Here is a 25,686-nt window from a genome sequence, read left to right as displayed (position 1 = left end):
TTCTTGCGATGCTAAATTCTTCTCCACTCCGCGCGGCACTGATTGTTATTGTGGCGCTTGCCGGCATATTGTTCACGCTGCCGAACTTTGTTGCACCTGCAACACTGAACAGCTTGCCTGACTGGATGCCAAAAAAGCAGATCGTCTTGGGGCTGGATTTGCAGGGCGGCTCACACTTGCTTTTGGAAGTGAACCGCGAAGAAATCGTGAGCGAACGCGTAAAAGAATTGCGGCGTGAAGCGCGGTCTATTCTGGCGAATGACAATGGCATTGGCCATTTGATCAAAACCGATGAGGCCAAGCTCACCATCGAGTTGACCGACAAAGAAAATCTGGAAACAGCCCTCAATGCCTTACAGGAGCTGGACGTGCCGTTGTCGCAGTCGCTTGGCGGTGTTGGTGGTATTGATGAAATGATCATCAATCAAACACCTGACCAGCTTATTACGATTGAGCTGACGGAAGAGGGTATTTCAGAGCGCTTGTCATCTGTTGTGGCGCAATCCATTGAAGTGGTGCGTCGCCGCGTTGACGAGTTGGGCACAACAGAGCCGACCATTCAGCGTCAGGGCAACGATCGAATTCTGGTGCAGGTGCCCGGGTTTGATGATTCTGAACGCCTAAAAGACGTTATTTCTAAAACCGCGCGTCTCACGTTCCACATGGTGCACCCCACCATGAGCGCCGCCCAGGCGAAAATCCAAGGATTGCCCGATGGCACCATGATTTTGCCGAGCCAAGATGGTGGCGAGGAATTGGTGTTTGAAGAAGTGGCAATCGGCGGTGAATCTTTGGTGGATTCACAACCCGGATTTGACGCACAGAATAGCTCGCCCATCGTGACCTTCCGGTTCGATACACGCGGCGGTGTAAAATTTGCGGAAATTACCGCCAACAATATCGGCAAACGATTTGCTGTTGTGCTGGATAATCAAGTGATTACTGCACCGGTGATCAATTCCGCTATCCCTGGTGGTTCCGGGCAAATCTTTGGTAACTTCACTGCAGAAAGCGCCAATGACTTGGCCGTCTTGCTGCGGGCAGGTGCCTTGCCAGCGACCTTGGACATCATTGAAGAACGATCTGTTGGCCCAAGCCTTGGTGCGGACAGCGTGGCGGCCGGTGAAACGGCTGGTGTTGTCGGTGGTATCCTTGTGATCATCTTTATGGTCGTTGCCTATGGCACATTTGGTGTGTTCGCCAACATTTCTTTGCTCCTCAACATCACGTTGATTTTGGGAACGCTGTCGCTGTTGGGCGCAACGCTCACATTGCCTGGTATTGCGGGTATCGTGCTGACCATCGGTATGGCCGTGGATGCGAACGTGCTGATTTATGAGCGTATCCGTGAGGAAAAACGGGCAGGACGTGGAGCCATTCAAGCCATCGAAGCTGGTTTTCAGCGAGCGTTTACGACCATTTTGGACGCGAACGTCACCACGCTGATTGCCGCGGCGATCCTGTTCTTCCTTGGCTCTGGCCCCATTCGTGGTTTCGCGGTGACCTTGGCCATCGGTATCATCACCACCTTGTTCACAGCCTATGTGCTGACCCAGTTCATGATTTCGCGTTGGTACGCGCGTCGTCGCCCGAAAGAGCTAAAGATCGCACTCCTCAAAGTTTGGCCGGAAAACTTCAACTTTGAATTTATGAACTTGCGGAAACTGGCTTACACCTTCTCAGCTGTGCTGGTCGTGGGGTCATTGGCATTGTTTGGCGCCAAGGGGCTCAATCTCGGAATTGACTTTAAAGGCGGCTCCGCCATTGAGGTTCAGTCGATTGAAGGCCCTGCGGACATAGCCGAACTACGCGAAATCGTGGGCGCTCTCGATCTTGGGGATGTTCAAGTTCAAGAGTTTGGTTCCGATATTGACGTGTTGATCCGGGTAGAAACCCAGCCGGGCGGTGATGTTGCGCAGCAAGAAGCCGTAACTAAGGTAATCGAGGCTGTTGAAGCCGTCGGCTATGATCGACGCCGTTCTGAGGTGGTAGGACCCACTGTCTCTGGTGAATTGGCACAAACAGGTACATTGGCTGTCGTGGCCGCTATTGTCGCTGTGTTGGCCTATATCTGGATGCGGTTTGAGTGGCAATTTGCCATCGGCGCTGTTGCAGCTTTGGTGCATGACGTGCTGCTGACGATCGGTTTGTTCGCACTGACAGGGCTGGAATTCAATCTTGCCTCCATTGCGGCGATCCTGACGATTGTCGGTTACTCTTTGAACGATACGGTGGTGATCTATGACCGCGTGCGGGAGAATCTGCGCAAATATCGTAAGATGAGCATTCCCGAGTTGTTGAACATGTCGGTCAATCAGACCCTCTCGCGTACGATCCTGACATCGATCACCACGTTGCTCGCCTTGGGTGCTTTGGTGGTGTTCGGCGGTGAGGTGATCCGCAGCTTTACCATTGCTATGGCTTGGGGTGTGCTTGTGGGGACATATTCAACCATATTTGTGGCCTCTCCATTGTTGATCAATTTCAATCTCACCAGCCGCAAAGAAGCTGCGCCAAAAGAAGAACGGCGCGCGGATGGGGCATCGGTTTAAGTCTTGAGCACCCCACCGGAAAAAGGCTTTCTCAAATATCAAGTTCCCATTGACGCTTATGGCAATGGGGGCTTCCGGTTTGGAGATATGTCGCACATTGGCTCGCTGCTTTGTCTGCCGTCTGGCATGCATGCATGGGACGTTAAGACCGTGCAAGACATCACCCGTGACAGTTTGGCGAAAGTCTGGGCTGAGGCCGACCAAATCGATGTGCTGTTTGTCGGCACTGGCGATCAATTGTTTGTGTTGGAAAAACCGATCAAGCAAACAGGCCGCGACCTCAACATCATCACAGAACCCATGAGCACAGGTGCCGCGGCGCGGACGTATAATGTGCTCCTGGGCGAAAAGCGCGCGGTCGCCGCCGCTCTATTGGCCGTTGAGCGTGGAAAATGAGCCAGCGCGCCCAAAACGAAGATGAAGCCGCAATCATATCTGCTCAATTGCGCGAGTTGGACCGAGACGCCTACCTGGCCAGTCTAGTCCTGCCACAGCATGCGCGGCTTCCCATACAGACGCTACACACATTCGCGGCCGAGTTAGCAGCTATTCGTCACCGCGTGAGCGAACCGATGCCAGGCGAGATTCGCTTGCAGTTTTGGCGCGACGCGCTCGAAGGCGAGCGCCATGGCGATGTTGAAAGCAATCCGTTAGCGAATGCGCTGTTTAGCGCCATCGAGAAGTATAAGCTTTCAACGGTGCCGCTTTTGCGCATGGTCGCGGCGCGCCGTTTCGACCTCTATCAAGATCCGATGCCTGATCAAAACCAATTTGAAGGCTATGCAGGTGAGGTCGCATCCATCATTTTTCAATATGCGGCCCAGATTTGTGTCGGCGAACAGGACGCACCGGAGCAGTTTAACGATGCTGCTGGCCATCTGGGCGTGGCGCAAACCTATGTACGCGCGCTTTATAGCTTTGAATATGATCGTCGCCGGGCGCAGGTTTTTCTACCCGTCAACGTGTTCACTGCGTTCGGTCTAAAAGACAATGATATATTTGCAGGCAAGCCAGAGGAAGAAATTCTTCAAGCCCTTCAATCGTGTGCCGAGCATGCCAGAGATCATCTCGACAAAGCCAACAAGGCGATTAAGGCCTTGCCCAGCGCTGCGAAACCAGCATTTGGTGTCTGGCCCTTTATCGATAGCGATTTAACGCGTATGCAACACGCGCTCGACAAGGGTGAGTGGCTTGCCGTAAAAATGTCGGATTGGCGCAAAATACTCCGACTAATGCGATGGGGTTTGCGCAAGTAGGAGCGAAAAAATGGCCGATCCGGAACCAATGAATGCCTTGCAAAAATGGCGTGATCGCTTTGGTCCGGAGCTTGCACGCACGGTGCAGCGCTTCCCGATTTCCGTTGGTCTTGTCACGATTGGCGCGATTCTTTTCCTGATTGAATTGAATGGGTCCTCCAACCCAACCGACGATGTCTTGTTTAAAACATTCGCCACCGTCGAGCTGACAGCCCTTTTGGCGGTTGCCACCCAGCTTGCTGTAGAAAGCCGCGTTTTTGGCAAAATTGTCGGTTGGATTATCAATTTGTTGGGGCTATTGGCGATTGGGGCCACCATATTCTTGGAAAATATGGCCCTTGGCCAACCCTTTATGTGGATGCCGATCCTGATTTTGCTGACTTCTATCTCGCCAACGCTTCATTTCACGCGAGAACATGAAGGCCGCAGGCAGCAAAATCTATTTTGGTGGATGAACCATCGCTCCATCGTGTCGGCAATTGTCGCTGGATTTGCATATTTGGTGATTTTGCTTGGCTTGGTGATTATCGAGCGCTCTGTCTCGATTCTGTTCGGGTTCCAGCTTGAGCATTTGATGTATCGTTATTTGCTGCCGCTTGCCGGTGCACTGTTCGCCCCTATCTACTGGTTCGCCACAATACCGAAAGCAAGTGAATTCCGAGATGATGAGCTAAACAAACCAGACTTTTTGTCTCAAGCCGTTGGCTTTTTAGGCCTATACATTTTTGCGCCGTTTTTGACCTTGTACGCCCTGATCCTGGTTGCCTATGCCATCCAGATTGTCATTCAGCAAACCTATCCTGAGGGCACTATTGGTTGGATGGTGATCGGCTTCATATGTGTCGCGGGGCTCAACCATTTGCTGCTTTATCCAAAATTCATGCGTGAAAAGCCCATAGTGGCAAAATATCTGCGCTTCTGGCCCTTTCTTGCCATCGTCCCGGTGATCATGCTGATTATTGCGATCTATATTCGCGTCGCGGCCTATGGCCTTACGCCGGAGCGAATATTGCTGTTGGCGGGGGCGTTGTGGACCAGTTTGATTGTGGGCGTCGGCATCTTCAATCGCCTGGATATCCGACTCTTACCGGCTTTGGCAGCGCTCATTTTGCTTTTGGTTTCCTTCGGGCCCTTCAATTTGGAGATTTGGTCAATACGCGATCAACTTGCGCGTTTTGAGCAAAACTACGAACGTTGGAAAGAGGCGGATGACGATGAGGCTGCCCAACGTCTTCGCGGTGCGGCGAACTATTTATTGAATACGAAAGAGGGGCGCACAGCACTGTCCAGAGAACTTGAGATCAAAGGATTTGAGTTTGATGGCGAGATTTCGCGTGAGAAATTCGCGGCGCTGCTGGGGCTTCCAGATATAGCGCCAAACAACCGGCCGATTGAGTTTGTTCGGCTAACCAATGAAGAGCCGTTGGACCTCTCAGGGACCTACAAATTTTATGGTCGTGTTGAATTGCCCTGTTGCAGCCAACAGCTTGGGCCTTACGAATTCCGCATGGATGACAAGGATTTGGTTGTGATGCGTGATGATATGCAATTCTCACGCTACGACCTCACCACCTGGATCAATCAGCAAAACCTAACTGTCACCACCATGCGGGAAAACACCATAAAAATCGCGGGCGCGGAGCATACTCTCTATCTGAATCTGCATGAAGCCAACATCGATATGGATCCCGATATGGCGCGCAAGGTCGTGCGTTTAGATTTCTATGTGTTTGAAAAACAAAACAATGGCGCCGATTAGCGCCATTGTTCCAAATGCTCGAGAGCGCGCGCCGAAGTTGCACGTTTTTTTGCCTTGCCCCGGTCTGGTCCGCGCCAACGTTTCACGCCTTCGGGTTTTGTCACTTCTACAGGCGGGAACAGGCCAAAATTAACATTCATCGGCTGAAAGCTCTTGATGCCATTTGTCTCATCGGCCAAATGTCCGCCCGTAATGTGGTGCACCAACGCGCCCAAAGCTGTGGTTTTGGGCGGCGCATCAATTTGATGACCCAAAATTTCGTTTGCCGCCAAACGCCCCACAACCAGGCCAAGCCCAGCACTTTCTACATAGCCCTCGACGCCGGTAACTTGACCAGCAAAGCGCAAGTGCGGATCGGCTTTTAGCCGAAGCTGTTCATCCAGCAGTGCCGGAGAGTTGAGGAACGTGTTCCTGTGCAAACCGCCAAGACGTGCAAATTTGGCATCTTCCAACCCGGGAATCATGCGTAAGATTTCGGCTTGTGCGCCATATTTCAGCTTGGTTTGAAACCCAACCATATTCCATAAGGTGCCCAGCGCATTGTCCTGGCGCAGCTGCACAATGGCATGTGGCTTCACATCCGGATTGTTGGGGTTGGTCAAGCCAACTGGCTTCATGGGGCCAAAACGCAAGGTTTCGCGCCCGCGCTCGGCCATCACTTCAATCGGCAAACACCCATCAAAGTAGGGGACGTTTTCCCACTCTTTGAACTCAGTTTTTTCGCCTTCCAGCAAGGCATCGACGAACGCATTGTACTGCGCTTCATCCATTGGGCAGTTCAAATAGTCAGCGCCTGTGCCGCCAGGGCCTGGTTTGTCATAGCGCGATTGTGCCCAGACAATATCAAAATTGATGCTTTCCTTATGAATGATCGGCGCAATCGCATCAAAAAAGGAAAGGGAATCTTCGCCGGTGACCGACTGAATGCCTTCAGCCAGCGCTGGCGAGGTGAGTGGCCCTGTTGCGATGATCACATGTTGCCACTCTTTTGGCGGCAAGCCGTCAACTTCGCTGCGCTCAATGGTGATATTGGGGTGCGCTTCCAACTGGGCTGTGACGGCATCGGAAAATACATCCCGGTCAACCGCCAGCGCTCCGCCAGCAGGTAGCTTGGATTTATCCGCTGACGCCATGATCACGGAGTTGCAGCGGCGCATTTCTTCGTGCAGCAAACCCACGGCATTATGCTCGTGGTCATCCGAACGAAATGAGTTGGAACAAACCAACTCGGCCAAGCCATCTGTTTGGTGTGCATCCGTTTTACGCACAGGGCGCATTTCATGCAACACCACTTGCACGCCAAGCTCGGCGGCTTGCCATGCGGCTTCAGAACCGGCGAGGCCGCCGCCAACAATATGTAGAATTTTTGAATGATCTGTCATGGGGGCAGTTAGCAAGGAAACTGGGGCGAACGCAACAAAATTCAGCCATAAAAAAACACCCGCGAAAAGGGCGGGTGTTTAAAGATTCGGGAGGTCTTGTCGAGTGTTCAACGCATTAGATGCGTTCAGCATGCTCACGTGCCAATGGCTGAATGTCACCGCGTGTAATGCCCAAATCGTTCAATTCACGATCATCAAGAACGCTCAGTTCACGAACAGTTTTGCGGTATGAAGCCCAGCGGCGAAAAGTTTTACCAAAATCCATTGCTCATCTCCTTGGTTTGCAGTGGTGTGTTCCGTTTGTTGATCTGTATATAGGCTTGCTAATCGCACTTGAGTAGACGGTATTTTTGCAACGCGCCTATGCGTTTTTTGCAATGCTGGTTAAGAACTAGTTTTTCGTGAGCCGTGGCCTGTGTCAATTTGAATTTCAGGCTTAAACAATCCGAGATGATCATTTTCAGCCGTAACGCTACAATCCAGTTCCAGTAGGGTTTGGCGGAAGTGAAGAAGGTCTTTAAGCGATGTCATTAAAGGGTGAACCATGGGTCGATCCTGTGACAATTTTGTAAAATACAGAGGCATTGTACCTGCACATCAAACACGCCCGAAACGCAAAACATGCGGCCCAGATATGTGTGAGCCGCATGCACCAATGGTATAACTGTCATGAAAGAGAGTTAGGCTAGATCATTCCGCCGCATCTTGGGCCGACGGTCGACGGGCCAATAATTCTTTCAAGAAATGACCCGTGTGGGAGCGTGGCTCGTCGATAATAGCCTCAGGTGGCCCTTCAGCTACCAACTCGCCGCCGCCGTCGCCGCCTTCGGGGCCAAGATCAATCACCCAGTCGGCCGTTTTGACCACTTCCAGATTGTGTTCAATCACCACGACAGTGTTTCCTTGATCCACCAATTCGTGCAGCACCTCGAGCAATTTCGCCACATCATGGAAGTGCAAGCCAGTTGTTGGCTCGTCAAGCACATAAAGGGTGCGGCCTGTGGCGCGCTTTGACAATTCTTTGGAGAGCTTTACCCGCTGTGCTTCGCCGCCCGACAAGGTTGTGGCCGGTTGCCCAATCTTGACATACCCCAGTCCCACACGCTGCAAGGTCACCATTTTATCGCGAATGGACGGAACGGCAGAAAAGAAATCAACACCTTCATCTACTGTCATTTCTAAAACATCGGAAATGGACTTGCCTTTAAACTGAACTTCCAGCGTCTCACGATTATAACGTTTGCCGTGGCAAACATCACAGGTGACATAAACATCAGGCAAGAAGTGCATTTCGATTTTTAATACGCCATCGCCTTGGCAGGCTTCACACCGACCACCTTTAACGTTGAACGAAAAGCGACCAGGGGCATAGCCGCGGGCTTTGGCTTCCGGCAGACCCGCAAACCATTCGCGAATGGGCGTGAACGCGCCTGTATACGTCGCGGGGTTGGAGCGTGGTGTCCGCCCAATCGGGCTTTGGTCAATATCGATCACCTTGTCCAAAAACTCTAAACCGAGCAATTGGTCGTGCGGGGCGGGCATCAGACGCGCACCGTTCAGTTTGCGCGCAATGCCCGCATACATGGTATCAAGGATCAGTGTCGACTTGCCACCGCCTGAAACCCCAGTAACCGCAACAAAGCAGCCCAAAGGCACATCCACGTCAACATTCTTCAAATTGTTGCCTGTTGCGCCAGTAACTGAGATTTTCCGTGTGTCGGATATGGGGCGACGCTCTGCCGGTACCTTTACGCCCATCTTGCCGGACAAATATTGCCCCGTGAGGCTGGTTTTGTGTTTCAAAATGTCCTGTGGCTTGCCCTCGGCAACGATCTCGCCGCCATGCACACCGGCACCTGGGCCAATATCCACCACATGGTCAGCGGTCATGATTGCGTCTTCATCGTGCTCAACCACAATCACCGTATTGCCCAGATCCCGCAGCCGACGCAGCGTTTCGAGCAAGCGCGCATTGTCGCGCTGGTGCAGGCCGATGGACGGTTCGTCCAGCACATAAAGCACGCCCGTCAAACCAGAACCGATCTGTGACGCCAACCGGATACGTTGGCTTTCACCACCTGATAGGGTGCCCGAGTTCCGGGAAAGGCTGAGATAGTCAAGGCCCACATCAACCAAGAAATTGAGGCGGTCGCGAATTTCTTTCAAAATTCGTTCGCCAATTTCCTTTTGCGTGTCGGACAGTTTGGCTGAAATGTTTTCAAACCAAACATGGGCCTCACGAATAGATTTTTGCGAAATCTCACCGATATGTTTGCCATCGATTTTCACAGCCAGCGCTTCGGGCTTCAACCGATAGCCGCCACAAGAATCGCACGGAGCGGAAGACATGTATTTTTCAATCTCTTCGCGCATCCCCGCACTTTCGGTCTCGCGATAGCGGCGCGTAAGATTGCCTACGACCCCTTCAAACGCCTTTTGCGTTTTGTAGGAGCGCAAGCCGTCGTCATAAACAAATTCGATCTTCTTGCCGCCAGTGCCGTGCAGCACGGCTTGGCGCACATCCGCGCTCAGCTCCTGCCAAGGCGTGTCCATCGACGCGCCATAGGCCGAACAAACAGCTTTTAATGTTTGCGCATAATAGGGGGCTGATGTGCGCGACCAAGGAGCAATCGCACCTTTTTTCAAGCTAAGGGTCTCGTCCGGCACCACCAGATCTTCGCTAACTTTCGCTTCCGCGCCCAAGCCATCGCATTTCGGACAGGCACCAAAGGGGTTGTTGAAGGAAAACAGTCGCGGCTCAATTTCGGCGATGGTGAAGCCTGAAACAGGACAAGCAAACTTTTCTGAAAACACCATCTGGGTATTTTCGCCTTCGCTGGCCACGATTTCAGCAATCGCAATGCCTTCAGCGAGTTGCAACGCCGTTTCAAAACTCTCTGCTAGCCGCGCCTGCATATCTCCAGAAACGACAATGCGGTCCACCACCACATCAATATTGTGCTTAAACTTTTTATCGAGCACAGGGGCATCGGGGATTTCGTAAAACTCGCCATCGATGCGCACACGCTGAAAGCCGCGCTTCATTAACCCGGCGAGTTCCTTTTTGTATTCACCTTTGCGGCCCCGCACGATCGGCGCCAACAAGTAAAGCCGGGTACCTTCTTCGAGCGCCAAAATCTTATCCACCATTTGGGTGACGGTTTGACTCTCAATCGGCAAGCCGGTCGCAGGCGAGTAGGGGATGCCGACGCGCGCGAACAACAAGCGCAGATAGTCGTAGATTTCGGTGACTGTACCCACGGTCGAGCGCGGGTTCTTTGACGTGGTCTTTTGTTCGATCGAAATAGCAGGGGACAGACCGTCAATTTGCTCAACGTCTGGCTTTTGCATCATCTCCAGGAATTGGCGCGCATAGGCAGAAAGGCTCTCCACATAGCGGCGTTGTCCTTCGGCATAAATCGTATCAAACGCCAACGATGATTTGCCCGAACCTGAAAGGCCGGTCATCACAATCAATTCGTCCCGCGGAAGGACCAAATCAACTGATTTGAGATTGTGTTCTTTGGCGCCACGAATGGTGATTTCGCGATTATTAATTGCCGATTTCGACATGTAGACTTCCTGCTTGTTACTGCGGCTTGATCCGTTCAAACTGAACTGCGCTGCTCAACCTAGGGTGCTTAAAAATGAATCACAAGAGTTGACTTTGCTCATTTTTGTGTAGAACATAAATAGAACAAATAAAGATACGTCAAGTGGATTGTGGATGAGTGAGAAACACTCCTTCATTCTTTTGGCGTGTTGTGCACATAAACGCTACGATTGAGTTTTGAAATTGGATGCACATATTGGCGACATTTCCAATATGACGCCTGAAAGGGAAAATACGATGGCAGGCAGTGTAAATAAGGTAATTTTGGTTGGTAATCTTGGGGCTGACCCGGAAGTGCGCAGCACCAACGATGGACGCCCGATTGTTAATCTGCGCATTGCCACTTCAGAGCGTTGGCGCGATAAGAACAGCGGCGAACAGCGCGAGCGGACAGAATGGCACCGCGTTGTGATCTTTAGTGAAGGTCTTTGCCGCGTGGCTGAGCAATATTTAAAAAAGGGCTCGACAGTCTATATTGAAGGTCAATTGCAAACGCGCAAATGGCAAGATCAGGATGGCAATGATCGCTATTCGACTGAAATCGTGTTGCAAGGCTTTAACTCAACCCTGACCATGCTCGGCGGGCGCGGCGACAATGCAGGCGCCGGTGGTCAAGGTGGTTCGTCTTACGGCGATAATAATCAAGGCGGTGGTGGTCGGCCACAAGCCAATGCACCATCTTTCGATGCCGGTGATATGGATGATGATATCCCGTTTTGATCCATCGAATATCGAAAAAAAAGGCCGCTCACTTGAGCGGCCTTTTTTGTGGGTGTATGAAATCTAGCTTTTCGAGAACGGAATATTGGCAGTAGATTTGCCGCCACTCTCTTTGTGCACAATATCAAACTTTACGAAGATCTGGCCATTGCGCAATTGCAACCCAACACCGATGTCGAAAGCATCATCGGATTCTGATTTCACATTGAGCAGAGAGAAATTCAAATTCTTCCCTGACCGACGACCAACCGCCACGCCGGAAAAACTGGTGTTGGACGACATCACAGCTTCATAGCGGCGATTCTTTTCAACATAGGCGACTGTCCCGCGCATCGAGAATGTGCTGCCTGCCAATGAACAACGTCCTGTCAGGCCGATCCGGTCTGGGCCGGTGTCGGTAAAGTCCATTTTACACAAAACGGTTTCGTCGGCTCCAGTGGAGGCAAGCTTGGCCTCGCCGCGACCGCGCCAATTGCCGACATAGCTTTTCAGTAGTTCAATGTCCGCTTTGCCCGCAAAGCTAGGCGTTGAAAAGCCACTGGCCAATACGGCGCCCAAAATCAGCGCTTTAAAAGCATTTGCGATATGCTTCAATTTCATTTCGGTTGTCCTCCAAAGGATCTAAACAATCGCCCCCCGGCGATGAGCAATGCAGGCAGAATAATCAAATCGCCCAGCAAAGCCAAGAAGAGTGTAAGCACGCATAGTGCCCCAAATAGGGCGACCTGCGGCAACACTGAGAATATAACTACGGTTGTGCCTGCGCAAAGGATTGCTGTTGTCGCGATTAACGCGGGGCCAACACGCTCAAGTGTACGCATAACCGCTTCCTTATGCCCATAGTTCTGCTGTCTTGCTCGAACATAGTGGTTCATAAAGTGAATTGTATCATCCACAGCAATACCAAAAGCGATGGTCAGGGAGATGACGGTCGTTAGCTGCAATCCAGCTCCCGACACCCAAAGATACAGTTCGGTGCCCAAAATTGGGGCAAAGTTCGGGATGACACATATCAACGCGACGCGCCATGATCTAAAGGCAACGCCAATAATCAAAATCGATAGAAGCACCGCGATGGTCAGGCCATCTTGAAGCCGCTGGATCATCTCGACGCTCTCATAAGCTGAAAGCACCCTGAAGCCGGAAATGGAGGTATCGCCAAGTCCCGCGGCGGTCAGCGCTGCGTCGGTTTCTTCAACCAGCTCGCGCACCTCAGCAGAACCCAATTGGGTCGGCATAAAGGCCGTGGCCATCGCAAGATCGCCCTCATCGGTGATAAAGCGACGCTTCATAAATGGGCCCACAGCATCAAAGATTTGTTCGCGACTAAAGCCAGCCTCGCTATAATGATTAAAGCTGGCGCCGGAGATCACTTTGCCTTTGCCGAATATGCCTTCTAAAATCTCATGTACGGTCTCGACGCGCTCGAAATCACTGTCTGTGATCTGCGGATCATTATCGAGCAGGGGGATCGACACATAGAGCGGCGCCACACCGCCTACACCCTGGTCAATGGCTTCGGACGTGTCCAACGCATCAGACCCTTTTGGCAAAAACTGCTGGAAGGAGAATGTCGGTTGCAACTGGAAGTGCGGATAAAGCATTGCGACAAAAGCGATACCCCCCAATATCGCCACCGGGCGGTACCGCCGTTCGGCAAGCCGTGACAAGGGTGGGATGATCGCTGTCAGGGCAACGCTTGGTGCCTTTTTCGGCTTAAAGCCTGCACGTGTTGCGGCACGCAGCGCCAATGGCAAAAAGGTGACCAACGCTAGAAACGCCATAGGGATGGCCAACGCGCCCGTAATCGCAAATTCAAAAATGCCTTGCCCTGGCGCGATTGAAAGCGACAGGAATGCGATCACTGTTGTCACTGAGGTCAACGCACAAGCGGGGCTGACCCGAATGACGGTTTCTCGGATTGCCTCTTCATGGTCCATACCTTCACGCGATAATCGGAGCCAGTGGAAGCAGAAGAACATACTCTCCGCGAAGGCGATCACCAGCACCAATGCCGTTAGAATATTGGTCAGGAAGGTGAAGGAGCCGAAAATAAGCACCACGCTGCCCACAACCCACAACACAGAGACGAACGGGGCAAGGGTCGCCAAAACAGCGCCCCAGAACGTGCGAAATGCCAAAAATGCAGTGAGAAAGCCCAAGATAATCCCAGACGCCGTGAATTTGATCTGGTCAGATTTGCTTGCATTCAGCAATTCAGATTTCCAAATGGGCGGCCCTGTTAGCTCAATTTCATAGCGGGGATCATCATAAAAGCTGATCAACTCCCGCAGCTCGGCAATCATGCGGGTTTCACCATCCCCTTTGAGCATATCGGGATTGGGGAACATGAGCATGACCAATCCGGTCAGATCCTCCACAATCAAATTGCGCATCATCGGATCGTTTTGCCGCAAATCATTCAATGCGGCCGCCACTTCATCGGCGCTTTGCATGTCTTCCGGCACAGCGGGCCGGGTCACGCCATCTTCTTGTGCGGGTTTACGCAGAGAGAAGGGGGACAATGTGCCACTAGCAAAGCTGTTCAGCTCAAGCTCCAGCGCCAATTCACGCATGGTCTCGATCACTTCAGGATCGGTGAGCTGATCGGATTTGACCAGAATGTATGCATCATTCTCAAATGTGCCGAACCGTTCGCCCAGCTCTACATAGGTGTCGTAATATTCGCCAGAGTCTTTGTAGAGGCGCAGCAAATCCCCATCAATCGTAATGCGCGGCACCTGCACCAAACATAGAATAGTGAAAGCGGCCAAGATAGCGGTGACGATTTTTGGATATTTAAGTGTAAGAAGCCCGATGCGTTCGAGGCCGAAACCGATTGACAATGTACAACGCTCCAATGGTGCCCGCGACTAAGTAGTTGCGGGTTGCAACTCTTATTGTTTGTTCGTTTTGCGCAGAACAAAGCAGATTCTGCGCGAAATTGCCATGATATTGCCAAGTTTGAGTTAAATTCGGTTCAAATTGGCCAAAAACAAGCGATCAGATGTGCACAAGAGCGCAAACTTATTGGTGTTTTCTTGCGGAATCACTTAAGAAAAGTGGGTTAACGCACACGCAACAGCAATAAGAACAGCCGTGACCGATACGCCCAACGACCAAACACCTGAAAATGAACCCAATTCAGCGATCTCTTTGATTTCTGTTACGGACGAAATGCGCCGCTCCTATCTTGATTACGCCATGAGCGTGATTGTGAGCCGGGCCCTGCCAGATGTGCGCGATGGCCTCAAACCTGTGCACCGCCGCATTCTCTATTCGATGCACGAAAATGGGTATGAGTGGAACAAGCAGTACCGCAAGTCGGCGCGTGTTGTTGGTGATGTGATCGGTAAATATCACCCGCACGGTGACACAGCGGTTTACCACGCGCTCGTGCGGATGGCGCAGGAGTTTTCCATGCGGCTGCCCTTGATCGATGGCCAGGGCAACTTTGGTTCGATTGATGGCGATATGCCTGCTGCGATGCGTTATACCGAAGTGCGCATGGAGCGGGTGTCTACAGCGCTTCTGGATGATATTGATCGCGACACAGTCGATTTCCGCGACAACTACGATAACACCGAGAGTGAGCCGACCATCCTGCCGGCGCGCTTCCCCAATCTGTTGGTCAACGGCTCAGGCGGCATTGCCGTCGGCATGGCGACAAATATTCCCAGCCACAATCTGGTGGAGGTGATTAACGCAGCCATTGCCTTGATGGACAATGCAGACATCACCACCGACGAGCTGATGGAAATCATGCCAGGGCCGGATTTCCCTACAGCAGGCATTATTCTTGGCCGTTCAGGCATTCGCTCTGCGTATGAAACTGGGCGCGGTTCTGTTTTGATGCGTGGTTTGGTGAATGTTGAGGAAATTCGCAAAGACCGCGAAGCTCTAATCATCACCGAAATTCCCTATCAGGTGAATAAAGCCTCGATGATCGAGAAAATCGCCGAACTGGTGCGCGATAAGCGCATTGAAGGCATTTCCGATATTCGCGATGAATCTGACCGTAACGGCATGCGGGTGGTGATTGAACTCAAGCGCGACGCTGTTGCGGACATTGTGCTGAACCAGCTTTATAAGTTCTCGCCGCTGCAATCCTCATTCGGCTGTAACTTTGTTGCCTTGAATGGCGGCAAACCGCAGCAAATGACGTTGCGCGATATTTTGACGGCCTTTGTGGATTTCCGCGAAGAAGTTGTCACACGCCGCGCTAAATTCTTGCTCAATAAAGCTCGCGATCGCGCCCACGTATTGGTTGGCTTGGTGATTGCCGTGGCCAATGTGGATGAAGTGATTCAATTGATCCGCACAGCGCCGGATCCGGCAACCGCTCGCGGCCGTTTGCTTGAGCGCGCTTGGCCTGCACGGGATGTGGAAGTTCTGATCAAATTGATCGACGATCCGCGCCACAAGGTTAATGACGACGGCACCTATTACCTCTCTGAAGAGCAGGTGAAAGCCATTCTCGATTTGCGTTTGCAGCGGCTTACCGCATTGGGACGCGACGAGATCGGCGACGAATTGAACAAGCTGGGTGCCGAAATTGAGAACTATCTCGATATTTTGCGGTCAAAAGAACGCGTGATCGAGATTATTCGCGAAGAAATGATCGAAGTGCGCGACCGCTACGGCACTGAACGTCGTACCGAGATTGTTGATGCAGTTGGCGATGTTGACGATGAGGATTTGATTGCCCGCGAAGATATGGTTGTGACCGTATCCCATGGCGGCTATATCAAGCGCGTACCGCTCTCAACCTATCGGGCACAGCGCCGCGGGGGCAAAGGTCGCTCCGGCATGGCGACGCGTGACGAGGATTTTGTGGCCCGTTTGTTCGTGGCAAACACCCACACGCCCGTCCTGTTCTTCACCAGTCGCGGCATCGTCTATAAACTTAAAGTATGGCGATTGCCTGTCGGCGCGGCCAACTCGCGCGGCAAAGCACTGGTCAATATTCTTCCGCTGCAGGAAGGCGAACACATCACGTCAATCATGCCGTTGCCGGAAGATGAGAACACCTGGCAGGATCTCGACATCATGTTTGCCACAAAGCGCGGCACCGTGCGGCGGAACTCATTGGCAGACTTCATCAATGTTAACCGCAACGGCAAAATCGCCATGAAGCTGGAAGAGGGCGATGGCATTGTGGACGTGGAAACATGTTCAGCCATCGATAACGTCTTGCTGACAACGGCACTTGGCCAAGCCATGCGCTTCTCAGTTGATGATGTGCGTGTCTTCACCAGCCGTAACTCAGTTGGCGTGCGCGGCATTCGCTTGGCCGAAGGCGACGAAGTCATCGCCATGTCGATCATTCGCCATCTCGACGCTACGCCAGAAGAACGTGGCGCCTATTTGAAATTGCGGCGCTTGATGGATGGCGATGCGGAAGATGTGCCAGACAGTGATGAAGATCTCAGCGTCGGCGACGTTGAAATGTCATCAGAGCGTTATGCAGAAATGAGTGCGGCAGAACAGTTCATCCTTGCCATTTCTGAAAATGGCTACGGTAAACGCACCTCATCTTATGAATACCGTAAGACGGGCCGCGGTGGTAAAGGGATCACAGCGATGGCCATGAGCGAACGTAACGGCCGCATCGTGGCGTCGTTCCCAGCCGAAAATGATGATCAAATCATGCTGGTGACCAATGGCGGCAAACTGATCCGCGTGCCAGTCGATGGCATTCGAATTGCAGGACGCGCAACCCAGGGCGTCACTGTCCTGTCGACCGCCAAAGATGAGAAAGTGGTGTCTGTCGAACGCATTTCAGAGCCTGAACCGGATGAAGACGAGGATGGCGATGAAACAGCAACAGATACGCCACCACCAACTTCAGGTGGCGATCAGCCAGAAAATGAATAATAATAAGAGGCCGGGATTTTCTCGGCCTTTTTCTTTGGGAGGATATTATGCTGGATAGCACCATGCTGTTGGCGTTCATAACAGCCTGTTTCTTTTTAGCTATTGTGCCAGGCCCCACCGTCACAATCATTGTTGCCAACGCGCTATCACGCGGCATCAAAGGCGGCTTGGGGACGATTTTGGGCGCGCAAATTGCAGTTTTGTTGATGGTGGCCATCGTTGCACTCGGGCTTGAAGCCGTGATTTCCGTGATGGGCAACGCCTTCTTCTGGTTGAAACTCTTGGGCGCCGCCTATCTGATCTATTTGGGTTGGAAAATGATCCGCAATCGGTCTGGCCTGAAATTTGACCAATCGCTGGCAGACGGGCGCACCATGCGCGAATATGTGCTGCAAGGCTTTTTGGTTACCATGGCTAACCCCAAGGCGTTGCTGTTTTTGGGTGCGTTTTTGCCCCAATTTATCGACACACAACAAGCCGTTGCACCGCAAATTATGATTTTGGGCCTCATCACGGTCACATTTTTTGCCACCATTGATAGCTGTTATGCCCTTGCGGCGAGTAAGGCGCGTAACCTATTATCACAACAGCGCGTCGCAATATTGAACAAGCTAAGCGGCGGGTTCCTAATATTTGGTGGCGCATGGTTGGCGCTACAACAAAAAAGCTGAGGCATTTATGGCGGAGAAACGTACCGGTTTTTATCCGGGATCATTTGATCCAATTACCAATGGTCATATTGACGTAATCGAGCGCGCTTGTCGGCTGGTCGACAGGCTCATCGTTGGCGTGGGCACTCATCACGGCAAGTCCCCAATTCTAACAGGCGACGAGCGCTTGCAGCTGTTGCAACAAGCCATCGCTCCAATCGCCAAACGCAATGATGTGGTTGTGGATATTGCTCAATTTGACGGCTTGATGATCCACGCTGCCCGCAATTTGCACGCCAATATCATCATTCGCGGCTTGCGCGACACCACAGACTATAACTATGAGATGCAAATGGTGGGTATGAACGCGCAAATGGCGCCGGATTTGCAAACCGTTTTTGTGCCATCGAGCCCACATGTTCGTCACATATCGGCCACTTTGGTGCGGCAAATCTCGCAAATGGGCGGAGACATCTCTGCTTTTGTCCCCAACGCAGTTCTAAATGTATTGAAGAATAAATGACCGAACAAATGACCAATAAGAATCGGGTGTTCACCATGCTTGGTGTCGCCTTCATCAGCCTGTTTGGCTATGCGGCTTTTACCGAAATGACCAAGGCGCAAGCCTATCCGGCCTGTGAAACGCCGGCTGCGCCTGAAGGCGTTGAAACCGTGGCCATGGAAATGGAACTGAAAACAGGCACAGTCGAGTTTGAACTGCGCCCTGATTTGGCGCCCAAGCATGTGGAGCGGATCACAACTCTGGCCAATGAAGGCTTTTACGACAATGTGGTGTTCCACCGCGTGATTGAAGGCTTTATGGCCCAGACTGGCGACCCAACTGGCACAGGCATGGGTGGCTCCGATTATCCAGACTTGCCGGCTGAGTTTACCGACACAAATTATCAGTGCGGCACTTTGGGTATGGCAAGAAGCCAGAACCCAAACTCAGCCAACTCGCAATTCTTTATCACTTTCGAGGACGCATCGTTCTTGAACGGACAATATACAGTGTTTGGCTATGTCAAAGATGGCATGGAACATGTCCACCAAATCAAAAAAGGCGACCAAAATCGCAATGGGCAGGTGGTTGACCCGGATAAAATTGTTTCATTTCGCGTCAAAGACCAGTAAAACCCCAATCGAATAGCGGTGGATCTGCGCATCCACCGCCATATGAAACGACCAAACAACGCTGAATCCAGTGTTGAGGAGAACAAAATGGTTGATATTAAAGATCCTGAAAACACATTGCTTATGGAAACATCAAAAGGCAGTGTGGTCATCGAGCTATTGCCAGACGTGGCGCCAAAGCATGTTGAGCGCATCAAAGAGCTGGCACGCGAAAACTTTTATGACGGGATCGTATTTCACCGTGTAATTGAAGGTTTTATGGCTCAAGCCGGTTGCCCGAACGGCACAGGAACTGGTGGCTCAGAAAAGCCAGACCTAGAGCAAGAGTTCAACGACACGCCCCATAAGCGCGGCACATGTTCAATGGCCCGCACAATGGACCCGAACTCAGCCAACTCACAATTCTTCATCTGCTTTGACGATCAATCATTCTTGGACGGTCAATACACCGTTTGGGGTCAAGTGATTGATGGTATGGACGCGATTGACCAGCTTAAGCGCGGTGAACCTGTTGCAGATCCGGATCAGATTTTGTCTCTGCGTGTCGCTGCGGATTAAACTCGCTTTATGCGCGTAGACGATTTCGATTTTACATTGCCGGACGATCTTGTGGCACTGCATCCTGCGGTGCCACGTGATTCTGCGCGCATGCTTGTGGTCGATCCGGCAAAAGAAATTCAAGATCGTTCGGTTTCCGAACTGTTGGAATTTCTGTCCGAAAACGATGTGCTGGTGGTCAACAACACCAAAGTGCTGCCTGCCGAATTGGTGGGCACGCGGACTCGCGGCGACGCTGTGGCGAAGATTTCGGTCAATTTGCATAAGCGGGTCGATCCCAGCCAGTGGCGTGCTTTTGCGCGTCCAGCTAAAAAACTGGCCATTGGTGATCACGTCGAGTTTTTGCGTGAGGGCGTTGACCCTTTGCGCGCCGAAGTGGTGGAAAAAGCCGACGCCGGTGAGGTTCAGCTTAAGTTCGCCGAAAAAGGCGCCGAGCTGGACGAGGCGATCAAAGCTCGCGGGGCAATGCCGCTGCCGCCTTACATTGGCGCCAAGCGCGACCATGAAGATCAGGACGATACAGATTATCAAACCATCTATGCAAAGCATGATGGGGCAGTGGCGGCACCAACAGCTGGTTTGCACTTCACCGACCGCTTGCTCGATGCCATCCGCGCCAAGGGCGTGAAGATCGAAGAAGTGACGCTACATGTTGGGGCAGGGACGTTTCTGCCCGTCAAAGTGGACAACACTGAAGACCATAAAATGCACGCGGAATGGGGTGAGATCACCCCAGCCACCATCGACACCATAAAGAACGCCAGAACCAAAGGCGGACGGGTTTTTGCAGTGGGCACCACCAGCTTGCGGCTGTTGGAAAGCGCGGCCTTTGATGGCGAGCTGAAGCCATTTTGCGGCGAGACCGACATTTTCATCACGCCGGGCTATCGATTTAATGCCGTCGACGTGTTGATGACCAACTTCCACCTGCCAAAATCAACGCTTTTCATGCTGGTTTCGGCCTTTTCAGGCTTTGAAACCATGCAAAAGGCCTATAAACACGCCATCGACAACAAATATCGCTTCTATTCATTTGGCGATGCGTCGCTGCTGTTTCGTGATGACAGCGCGGACAAGGATAAATAATGACGACTGATTTTGCTTTTGAATTCAAATCTGAAAGCAATGGCGCGCGCCTTGGTGAAATTTCCACCCCGCGCGGCGAAATCCGCACGCCTGCCTTTATGCCGGTCGGCACAGCCGCCACGGTGAAAGGCATGTATCCCGACCAGGTGCGCGAAACAGGTGCCGACATTATCCTTGGCAACACTTACCATTTGATGTTGCGCCCCGGCGCGGAGCGGGTGGCCCATTTGGGTGGCCTGCACAAATTTGCCAATTGGTCGCGCCCCATCCTCACAGATTCTGGCGGCTTTCAGGTGATGAGTCTGGCCAAATTGCGTAAGCTTGATGAGAAAGGCGTGTCGTTCAAATCCCATATTGATGGCTCCAAACATATGCTCACCCCAGAGCGCTCCATTGAAATCCAGACCCTGCTGGGCGCGGATATTCAAATGCAGCTCGATGAGTGTGTGGCGTTGCCTTCGACCCGTGAAGACATTCAACGCGCCATGGAACTTTCCATCCGTTGGGCTGAGCGGTCCAAAAATGCATTTGGCACCCAGCCGGGCCGGGCGCTGTTTGGGATTGTTCAGGGCGGCGACCAAGAAGATTTACGCTTGCGCTCTGCGCAGGCGCTCACTGAAATTGGTTTCAAAGGCTACGCTGTCGGTGGCCTTGCGGTAGGTGAGCCGCAGGAAACCATGTTTGAGGTGTTGGACTATACAACACCTGCCTTGCCTCAAGATCGGCCACGCTATTTGATGGGCGTGGGCAAGCCGGACGATTTGCTCGGCGCGGTCAAACGCGGCATTGATATGTTCGATTGCGTGCACCCTACACGCGCCGGACGCCACGGTCATGCCTACACTAAATATGGTGTGATCAACCTCAAAAATGCACGTCATAAAGACGATGCACGTCCCTTGGATGAAACCTCGTCCAATCCCAACTGTCAAATCTATCAGCGGGCCTATTTGCACCATCTTATTCGTGCCAATGAGATGTTGGGCGCCATGATTTTGTCGCAGATCAATTTGGCCTATTATCAAACACTGATGCAGGGCATGCGTGATGCCATTGCCGCAGATCGTTTTGATGATTTCGCGGCCGAAACCCGCGAGGGTTGGGCGAAAGGTGATATTCCACCCCTGTCATAATAAGGAAAGATCATGTCCCTAACGATCGATTCAGCTTTCAACGATTTATCAAATCATCACTCTCGACTGGCAGATGCCGAAATGCGGGAGATGTTTAAATCTGACCCCGATCGTTTCGGCCAATTCAGCCTCAAGCTGGATGATCTTGCCCTCGATTATTCCAAAAATCTCATCGATGAGAGCGCATTCAACGCGCTGATCGATCTCGCCAAAGCTGCCAATGTTGAAGCACGGCGCGACGCCATGTGGGCGGGCGAGCATATCAATTCTACAGAAGATCGTGCGGTCATGCATATGGCGCTGCGCTTTCAAGGCGATCAACCTGTTATGGTCGACGGCAAAGACGTCATGCCAGATGTGCGTGAGGTCCTGGCCAATATGCGCACTTTTGCCAATGCGATACGCTCTGGCGACATCAAAGGCGCCACGGGCCAAAAAATCACCGATGTGGTCAATATCGGCATTGGCGGATCAGACCTTGGCCCGGCCATGGTATGCAACGCATTGCGCCCATATATTGATGCAGGCATCACACCGCACTTCGTCTCTAACGTCGATGGTGCGGACATTGCCGACACACTGGCGCAGCTGCAGCCCGAAACCACGCTTGTTCTGGTCGCCTCCAAAACTTTTACCACCGACGAAACCATGACCAACGCCAACACCGCCCGCAAATGGCTGGTGGATGCGCTGGGCGATGCTGCGGTGAAAGATCATTTCGCGGCACTCTCTACAAATCTGGACGCCTGCGCCGATTTTGGCATCGCCCAAGACCGCATCTTTGGCTTTTGGGATTGGGTCGGCGGCCGCTATTCCGTCTGGTCCGCCATCGGCTTGCCCGTCATGCTGGCCATTGGCCCGGACCAGTTTGATGAGTTTTTGGCTGGTGCCTATGAGATGGACCAGCATTTCCTCACCGCGCCACTCGCGGAAAACATGCCTGTGATCATGGCCGTGTTGGGCGTGTGGTATCGCAATGTGTGGGGTCATGCCACTCACGCCGTTTTGCCTTATGATCAGCGTATGAACCGCTTCGCCGCCTATCTACAGCAGCAAGATATGGAATCTAACGGCAAGTCGGTTCAGCTCAATGGCGAAAAAGTCTCCCGCAAAACCGGCCCAATCGTATGGGGCGAACCTGGCACCAACGGCCAGCATGCCTTTTATCAATTGATCCACCAGGGCACCGACATCATTCCCGTCGATTTCCTCGTCGCCGCGCAAGCGCACGACAATTTGCCCGAACATCATCAAAAGCTGGTGGCCAACTGTTTTGCTCAATCTGAAGCCCTAATGCTCGGCAAAAGCGCCGAACAAGTGGTGGCTGAATTGAAGGAGCAGGGCTTGTCAAACGCAGAGATCAAAGCGCTCACCCCGCACAAAGTGTTTGAGGGCAACCGCCCGTCCAACACTTTGATCTACGCCAAGATGACGCCAAAGATGCTCGGCAAACTGATCGCGCTTTATGAGCACAAAGTGTTTGTGCAAGGCGCGATTTGGAACATCAATAGCTTCGACCAGTGGGGCGTTGAATTGGGCAAACAATTGGCCAAAGCCATCCTCCCGAAGGTGAAAGATGCCAAAGCCGAGAGCCAGCATGATGGTTCCACTGAAGGCCTGTTGGCGCAATTCCACGCTTGGCGTGATTAAAAGAATCATTGCGCAAATTGATGGCTAGGTTAGTTTGATGGTCCAACCAATTTGGTGGACCATGTCACAAGATAATCTTGCCATCGTTCTGCGGATCAGTTCGGGCATCCTATTTGCCCTGATGGTCGCGTGCGTTAAGGGCCTGTCGGATGTTGCGCCGACGGGTCAAATTGTCTTTTACCGCAGTGCGTACGCCTTGATTCCGCTCGTTGGCTATCTCTGGATACGCGGCGAATTTCCGCGTGGCCTGAAATCAAAATATCCCATTCGGCACGTATTTCGCTGCATCACCGGGTGTTGTGCCATGTTCGCGTCTTTCGCGACGTTGGCTTTTCTCACCATTGCTGAAGCAACCATGTTGACCTATCTATCGCCGATCTTTGTGGTGATCTTTGCGCAAATCTTTTTGAAAGAGTTGGTGCCTGCTGTGCGGTGGATCGCGGTGATCTTGGGCGTGTTTGGCACTGGAGTTTTGGTGGTGCCTGAATTGATGAATAGCCGCACCGATAATGAATCCTATTTGATGGGCGTTGGTCTGGGCGTTTTGGCGGCAGTGCTCACGGCAGCCTCCATTATTCAAATCCGCAATCTTGCCAAAACCGAACATCCTGCCGCCATCGCGTTTTATTTCGCGCTTACCTGCGCTGTCGTCGGCCTGTGCACGCTGCCGTTCGGCTGGGCTGAAACGGATTACAAGCAGGAAATTTTGTTGCTTGGTGCTGGCTTGTTTGGCGGCTTTGCCCATATTCTGGTCACCACCAGCTTCCAATTAGGCGAAGCGTCAAAGCTCGCGCCATTTGAATATTTGTCATTGATCTGGGCGGTGATCATTGGGGTGACCATATTCGGAAATATTCCTGGCTTCAGCTTCTACGCAGCTCTACCTTTCATTGTCGGCAGCGCTGCCATTGTGGCGTTCAAAGAAGGATTCCGACGCAACATGCCGCGCTAAAGCGCGTTCAAGAAGGCCAGTAGGGCCGCGCGATCTACACCGCTTAGCTTTGCAAACTGATCGCGCGCCGCTGTGCCTTCGCCACCATGCCACATGATCGCTTCCGTCAAAGTCCGGGCGCGGCCATCGTGCAAAAACGCCAAATGCCCGCCCACTTCTTCAGTGTAGCCAATGCCCCAAAGAGCAGGCGTCCGCCATTCTTGGGCCAAATAATGGTCGCCATAGATTGGATCGGCGAGATCATCGCCCATATCGTGCAATAACATGTCCGTATAAGCGGCGCGCGGCATATCTGGGCTGAACTTCTGGTCATAGTGACAGCTTGCGCAGCCAATTTCTTTAAACAGTTTCTTGCCCTGCATAACCGCCGGATCGTCCATATTGCGTGCAGGTGGCACACGTAAATGTGCCGCGTAAATCACCAGCAGGCGCACTTGGTTGCGGTTTAACTCGGTCTTGCCCTGTGGTGGCTTTTCGCGACCAGCGGTCAAACATGCTGTCTGGGATTCGGTACAGTCGCCAGCAAAAAAGTCAAAATCTGGCGTGGAGAGCCCCATATCTAAATGCGCCGCCTTTACCGTTTGAAAGTGCAAAGTCGGCGCTGAGGCTTTCCAGCCAAACCGACCGATCTTGCCATCGTCCAGCAACGAGATTTTGCCACTTATCCCATCCCCGTCGCAGTCTTCAGGATCAGCGAGAACGGCTAATTGTTCAGCTGAAACATCTTCCAGATAACCCAATCCGATTATTTGCGGCGCAATGCGTCCAGAAATACGCGTTTGTTTATCCATAGGGCCAAAGGCGAGTTCCTCGAGGCGAATTGTTGGGCGGCGCAAATGCACCGTAGCGCCGTTGGCGAGTTCAATTTGTTTTTCGGTATATTGCACAATAACACGTGCCTCAGGTGCGGTGCCATTGGCGATATCTTGAATCTGTTTCCCATAAATGGGGTCAGGCAAGGGAGATTGGTCCGCTTGCGGTACACCAACAATCACCGCAAGCGATTGGGCCGGACTGCCTTCTTTCTCTGGCGGATGCCCGCGGCCATCATTAATGTGACAGGCCGCACACGAATTTGCACTATATAGTGGGCCCAACCCACTTTGGGTGCCATCAGCATGTTCCACCGTCGTCCAAACATGGTTGAAAATGTCTCGACCATAATTGAACTCTGCAAGATCCTCGGAGGTCATACCGGGTTGGGCGAGGGAAAAGGCCGTTTCGCCGCGGGGCACAAGTTCGCCCGCCTCAGCAAATACGATGCTGAAAAGTGCCAAGCATGTGGTGCCAACAACAGCCAGTGTTTTCGTCATTTACGCAGATATTACCACAACGCATTGCGCAGCCAAAGCTTCCGCCAGGGC

General features: G+C 52.3%; 20 protein-coding genes. 14 read left to right on the top strand and 6 right to left on the bottom strand.

Annotation, left to right across the window (positions count from 1 at the left end; translation table 11 throughout):
• The first annotated feature begins 8 nt into the window (after positions 1–8).
• Genes secD through MXMO3_RS10765 form a run of 4 tightly spaced genes read left to right on the top strand, consistent with a single transcriptional unit; the run spans position 9 to position 5,567 of the window.
• Entirely contained in the window at positions 9–2,552 is a 2,544-nt protein-coding gene (gene secD / locus MXMO3_RS10780; RefSeq protein WP_027835392.1) for a protein translocase subunit SecD, read from the top strand.
• A gap of 3 nt (positions 2,553–2,555) precedes the next feature.
• On the top strand, positions 2,556–2,948 hold the full coding sequence (locus MXMO3_RS10775; protein ID WP_245985731.1) for an Mth938-like domain-containing protein: 393 nt from the start codon (positions 2,556–2,558) through the stop codon (positions 2,946–2,948).
• Positions 2,945–3,808, top strand: a complete 864-nt coding sequence (locus MXMO3_RS10770) for a phytoene/squalene synthase family protein (protein WP_117395870.1) — start codon at positions 2,945–2,947, stop codon at positions 3,806–3,808. Before MXMO3_RS10775 ends, MXMO3_RS10770 begins: the two co-directional genes overlap by 4 nt.
• A gap of 10 nt (positions 3,809–3,818) precedes the next feature.
• Positions 3,819–5,567 carry a DUF4153 domain-containing protein gene (locus tag MXMO3_RS10765; protein WP_117395869.1) on the top strand — a complete coding sequence of 583 codons (1,749 nt, stop codon included), beginning with the start codon at positions 3,819–3,821 and terminating at the stop codon, positions 5,565–5,567.
• Here the strand turns inward: MXMO3_RS10765 and trmFO are convergent.
• From trmFO to uvrA, 3 genes are all read right to left on the bottom strand, one after another.
• Complete coding sequence (gene trmFO, locus MXMO3_RS10760) at positions 5,564–6,949, bottom strand: methylenetetrahydrofolate--tRNA-(uracil(54)-C(5))-methyltransferase (FADH(2)-oxidizing) TrmFO (RefSeq protein WP_117395868.1); 1,386 nt, start codon at positions 6,947–6,949, stop codon at positions 5,564–5,566. The genes MXMO3_RS10765 and trmFO overlap by 4 nt on opposite strands.
• A 115-nt stretch (positions 6,950–7,064) precedes the next feature.
• On the bottom strand, positions 7,065–7,214 hold the full coding sequence (locus MXMO3_RS10755; protein WP_084634168.1) for a DUF1127 domain-containing protein: 150 nt from the start codon (positions 7,212–7,214) through the stop codon (positions 7,065–7,067).
• Positions 7,215–7,639: 425 nt separating this feature from the next.
• A complete protein-coding gene (gene uvrA, locus MXMO3_RS10750; RefSeq protein ID WP_117395867.1) occupies positions 7,640–10,522 on the bottom strand; it encodes an excinuclease ABC subunit UvrA in 2,883 nt (960 codons plus the stop codon).
• Between the two features lie 277 nt (positions 10,523–10,799).
• Here uvrA and MXMO3_RS10745 point away from each other — a divergent pair, with 277 nt between their 5' ends.
• Complete coding sequence (locus MXMO3_RS10745; protein WP_027835386.1) at positions 10,800–11,282, top strand: single-stranded DNA-binding protein; 483 nt, start codon at positions 10,800–10,802, stop codon at positions 11,280–11,282.
• Between the two features lie 63 nt (positions 11,283–11,345).
• Here MXMO3_RS10745 and MXMO3_RS10740 read toward each other — a convergent pair whose 3' ends face one another.
• Both MXMO3_RS10740 and MXMO3_RS10735 read right to left on the bottom strand, forming a co-directional pair.
• Positions 11,346–11,882, bottom strand: coding sequence for a hypothetical protein (locus MXMO3_RS10740; RefSeq protein WP_117395866.1), 537 nt, complete (start codon positions 11,880–11,882; stop codon positions 11,346–11,348).
• Entirely contained in the window at positions 11,879–14,128 is a 2,250-nt protein-coding gene (locus tag MXMO3_RS10735; RefSeq protein WP_117395865.1) for an efflux RND transporter permease subunit, read from the bottom strand. Before MXMO3_RS10735 ends, MXMO3_RS10740 begins: the two co-directional genes overlap by 4 nt.
• A gap of 331 nt (positions 14,129–14,459) precedes the next feature.
• Between MXMO3_RS10735 and gyrA the strand changes: the two genes are divergently transcribed.
• The 9 genes from gyrA to MXMO3_RS10690 all read left to right on the top strand — a co-directional run bounded on the left by gyrA (position 14,460) and on the right by MXMO3_RS10690 (position 24,322).
• Positions 14,460–17,159 (top strand): DNA gyrase subunit A, encoded by a 2,700-nt coding sequence (gyrA, locus tag MXMO3_RS10730; protein ID WP_117396786.1) that lies wholly within the window; start codon positions 14,460–14,462, stop codon positions 17,157–17,159.
• Positions 17,160–17,206: 47 nt separating this feature from the next.
• The gene (locus tag MXMO3_RS10725; protein WP_117395864.1) at positions 17,207–17,830 is read left to right on the top strand and encodes a LysE family translocator; all 624 of its coding nucleotides are present in this window, start codon (positions 17,207–17,209) and stop codon (positions 17,828–17,830) included.
• A gap of 7 nt (positions 17,831–17,837) precedes the next feature.
• Complete coding sequence (coaD, locus tag MXMO3_RS10720; protein ID WP_027835381.1) at positions 17,838–18,332, top strand: pantetheine-phosphate adenylyltransferase; 495 nt, start codon at positions 17,838–17,840, stop codon at positions 18,330–18,332.
• Positions 18,329–18,943, top strand: a complete 615-nt coding sequence (locus MXMO3_RS10715) for a peptidylprolyl isomerase (protein ID WP_245985728.1) — start codon at positions 18,329–18,331, stop codon at positions 18,941–18,943. Before coaD ends, MXMO3_RS10715 begins: the two co-directional genes overlap by 4 nt.
• Before the next feature lie 87 nt (positions 18,944–19,030).
• On the top strand, positions 19,031–19,501 hold the full coding sequence (locus MXMO3_RS10710; protein WP_117396784.1) for a peptidylprolyl isomerase: 471 nt from the start codon (positions 19,031–19,033) through the stop codon (positions 19,499–19,501).
• Between the two features lie 9 nt (positions 19,502–19,510).
• Positions 19,511–20,587 (top strand): tRNA preQ1(34) S-adenosylmethionine ribosyltransferase-isomerase QueA, encoded by a 1,077-nt coding sequence (queA, locus tag MXMO3_RS10705; RefSeq protein ID WP_117395863.1) that lies wholly within the window; start codon positions 19,511–19,513, stop codon positions 20,585–20,587.
• Positions 20,587–21,720, top strand: coding sequence for a tRNA guanosine(34) transglycosylase Tgt (tgt, locus tag MXMO3_RS10700; protein WP_117395862.1), 1,134 nt, complete (start codon positions 20,587–20,589; stop codon positions 21,718–21,720). The genes queA and tgt overlap by 1 nt, the downstream gene beginning before the upstream one ends.
• A 12-nt stretch (positions 21,721–21,732) precedes the next feature.
• On the top strand, positions 21,733–23,370 hold the full coding sequence (pgi, locus tag MXMO3_RS10695; protein WP_117395861.1) for a glucose-6-phosphate isomerase: 1,638 nt from the start codon (positions 21,733–21,735) through the stop codon (positions 23,368–23,370).
• 37 nt (positions 23,371–23,407) lie between these two features.
• The gene (locus MXMO3_RS10690) at positions 23,408–24,322 is read left to right on the top strand and encodes a DMT family transporter (RefSeq protein ID WP_205468009.1); all 915 of its coding nucleotides are present in this window, start codon (positions 23,408–23,410) and stop codon (positions 24,320–24,322) included.
• On the opposite strand, the gene MXMO3_RS10685 is transcribed toward MXMO3_RS10690, so the two are convergent.
• Complete coding sequence (locus MXMO3_RS10685; RefSeq protein WP_117395860.1) at positions 24,319–25,635, bottom strand: di-heme oxidoredictase family protein; 1,317 nt, start codon at positions 25,633–25,635, stop codon at positions 24,319–24,321. The genes MXMO3_RS10690 and MXMO3_RS10685 overlap by 4 nt on opposite strands.
• Positions 25,636–25,686: the final 51 nt, after the last annotated feature.

Source organism: Maritalea myrionectae, assembly GCF_003433515.1.
Classification (GTDB): domain Bacteria; phylum Pseudomonadota; class Alphaproteobacteria; order Rhizobiales; family Devosiaceae; genus Maritalea; species Maritalea myrionectae.
Note: the sequence above shows the minus strand (reverse complement) of the source record. Positions and strands in the feature narration are given on the sequence as shown.

Excerpts from the sequence above, each read along its gene's own strand:
- gyrA (WP_117396786.1), top strand. The coding sequence starts at position 14,460 with ATGCGCCGCTCCTATCTTGATTACGCCATGAGCGTGATTGTGAGCCGG.
- MXMO3_RS10765 (WP_117395869.1), top strand. The coding sequence starts at position 3,819 with ATGGCCGATCCGGAACCAATGAATGCCTTGCAAAAATGGCGTGATCGC.
- MXMO3_RS10715 (WP_245985728.1), top strand. The coding sequence starts at position 18,329 with ATGACCGAACAAATGACCAATAAGAATCGGGTGTTCACCATGCTTGGT.
- trmFO (WP_117395868.1), bottom strand. The coding sequence starts at position 6,949 with ATGACAGATCATTCAAAAATTCTACATATTGTTGGCGGCGGCCTCGCC.
- MXMO3_RS10740 (WP_117395866.1), bottom strand. The coding sequence starts at position 11,882 with ATGAAATTGAAGCATATCGCAAATGCTTTTAAAGCGCTGATTTTGGGC.
- uvrA (WP_117395867.1), bottom strand. The coding sequence starts at position 10,522 with ATGTCGAAATCGGCAATTAATAATCGCGAAATCACCATTCGTGGCGCC.
- MXMO3_RS10755 (WP_084634168.1), bottom strand. The coding sequence starts at position 7,214 with ATGGATTTTGGTAAAACTTTTCGCCGCTGGGCTTCATACCGCAAAACT.
- MXMO3_RS10710 (WP_117396784.1), top strand. The coding sequence starts at position 19,031 with ATGGTTGATATTAAAGATCCTGAAAACACATTGCTTATGGAAACATCA.
- MXMO3_RS10770 (WP_117395870.1), top strand. The coding sequence starts at position 2,945 with ATGAGCCAGCGCGCCCAAAACGAAGATGAAGCCGCAATCATATCTGCT.
- MXMO3_RS10690 (WP_205468009.1), top strand. The coding sequence starts at position 23,408 with ATGGTCCAACCAATTTGGTGGACCATGTCACAAGATAATCTTGCCATC.
- MXMO3_RS10725 (WP_117395864.1), top strand. The coding sequence starts at position 17,207 with ATGCTGGATAGCACCATGCTGTTGGCGTTCATAACAGCCTGTTTCTTT.
- queA (WP_117395863.1), top strand. The coding sequence starts at position 19,511 with ATGCGCGTAGACGATTTCGATTTTACATTGCCGGACGATCTTGTGGCA.
- pgi (WP_117395861.1), top strand. The coding sequence starts at position 21,733 with ATGTCCCTAACGATCGATTCAGCTTTCAACGATTTATCAAATCATCAC.
- MXMO3_RS10745 (WP_027835386.1), top strand. The coding sequence starts at position 10,800 with ATGGCAGGCAGTGTAAATAAGGTAATTTTGGTTGGTAATCTTGGGGCT.
- secD (WP_027835392.1), top strand. The coding sequence starts at position 9 with ATGCTAAATTCTTCTCCACTCCGCGCGGCACTGATTGTTATTGTGGCG.
- tgt (WP_117395862.1), top strand. The coding sequence starts at position 20,587 with ATGACGACTGATTTTGCTTTTGAATTCAAATCTGAAAGCAATGGCGCG.
- MXMO3_RS10685 (WP_117395860.1), bottom strand. The coding sequence starts at position 25,635 with ATGACGAAAACACTGGCTGTTGTTGGCACCACATGCTTGGCACTTTTC.
- coaD (WP_027835381.1), top strand. The coding sequence starts at position 17,838 with ATGGCGGAGAAACGTACCGGTTTTTATCCGGGATCATTTGATCCAATT.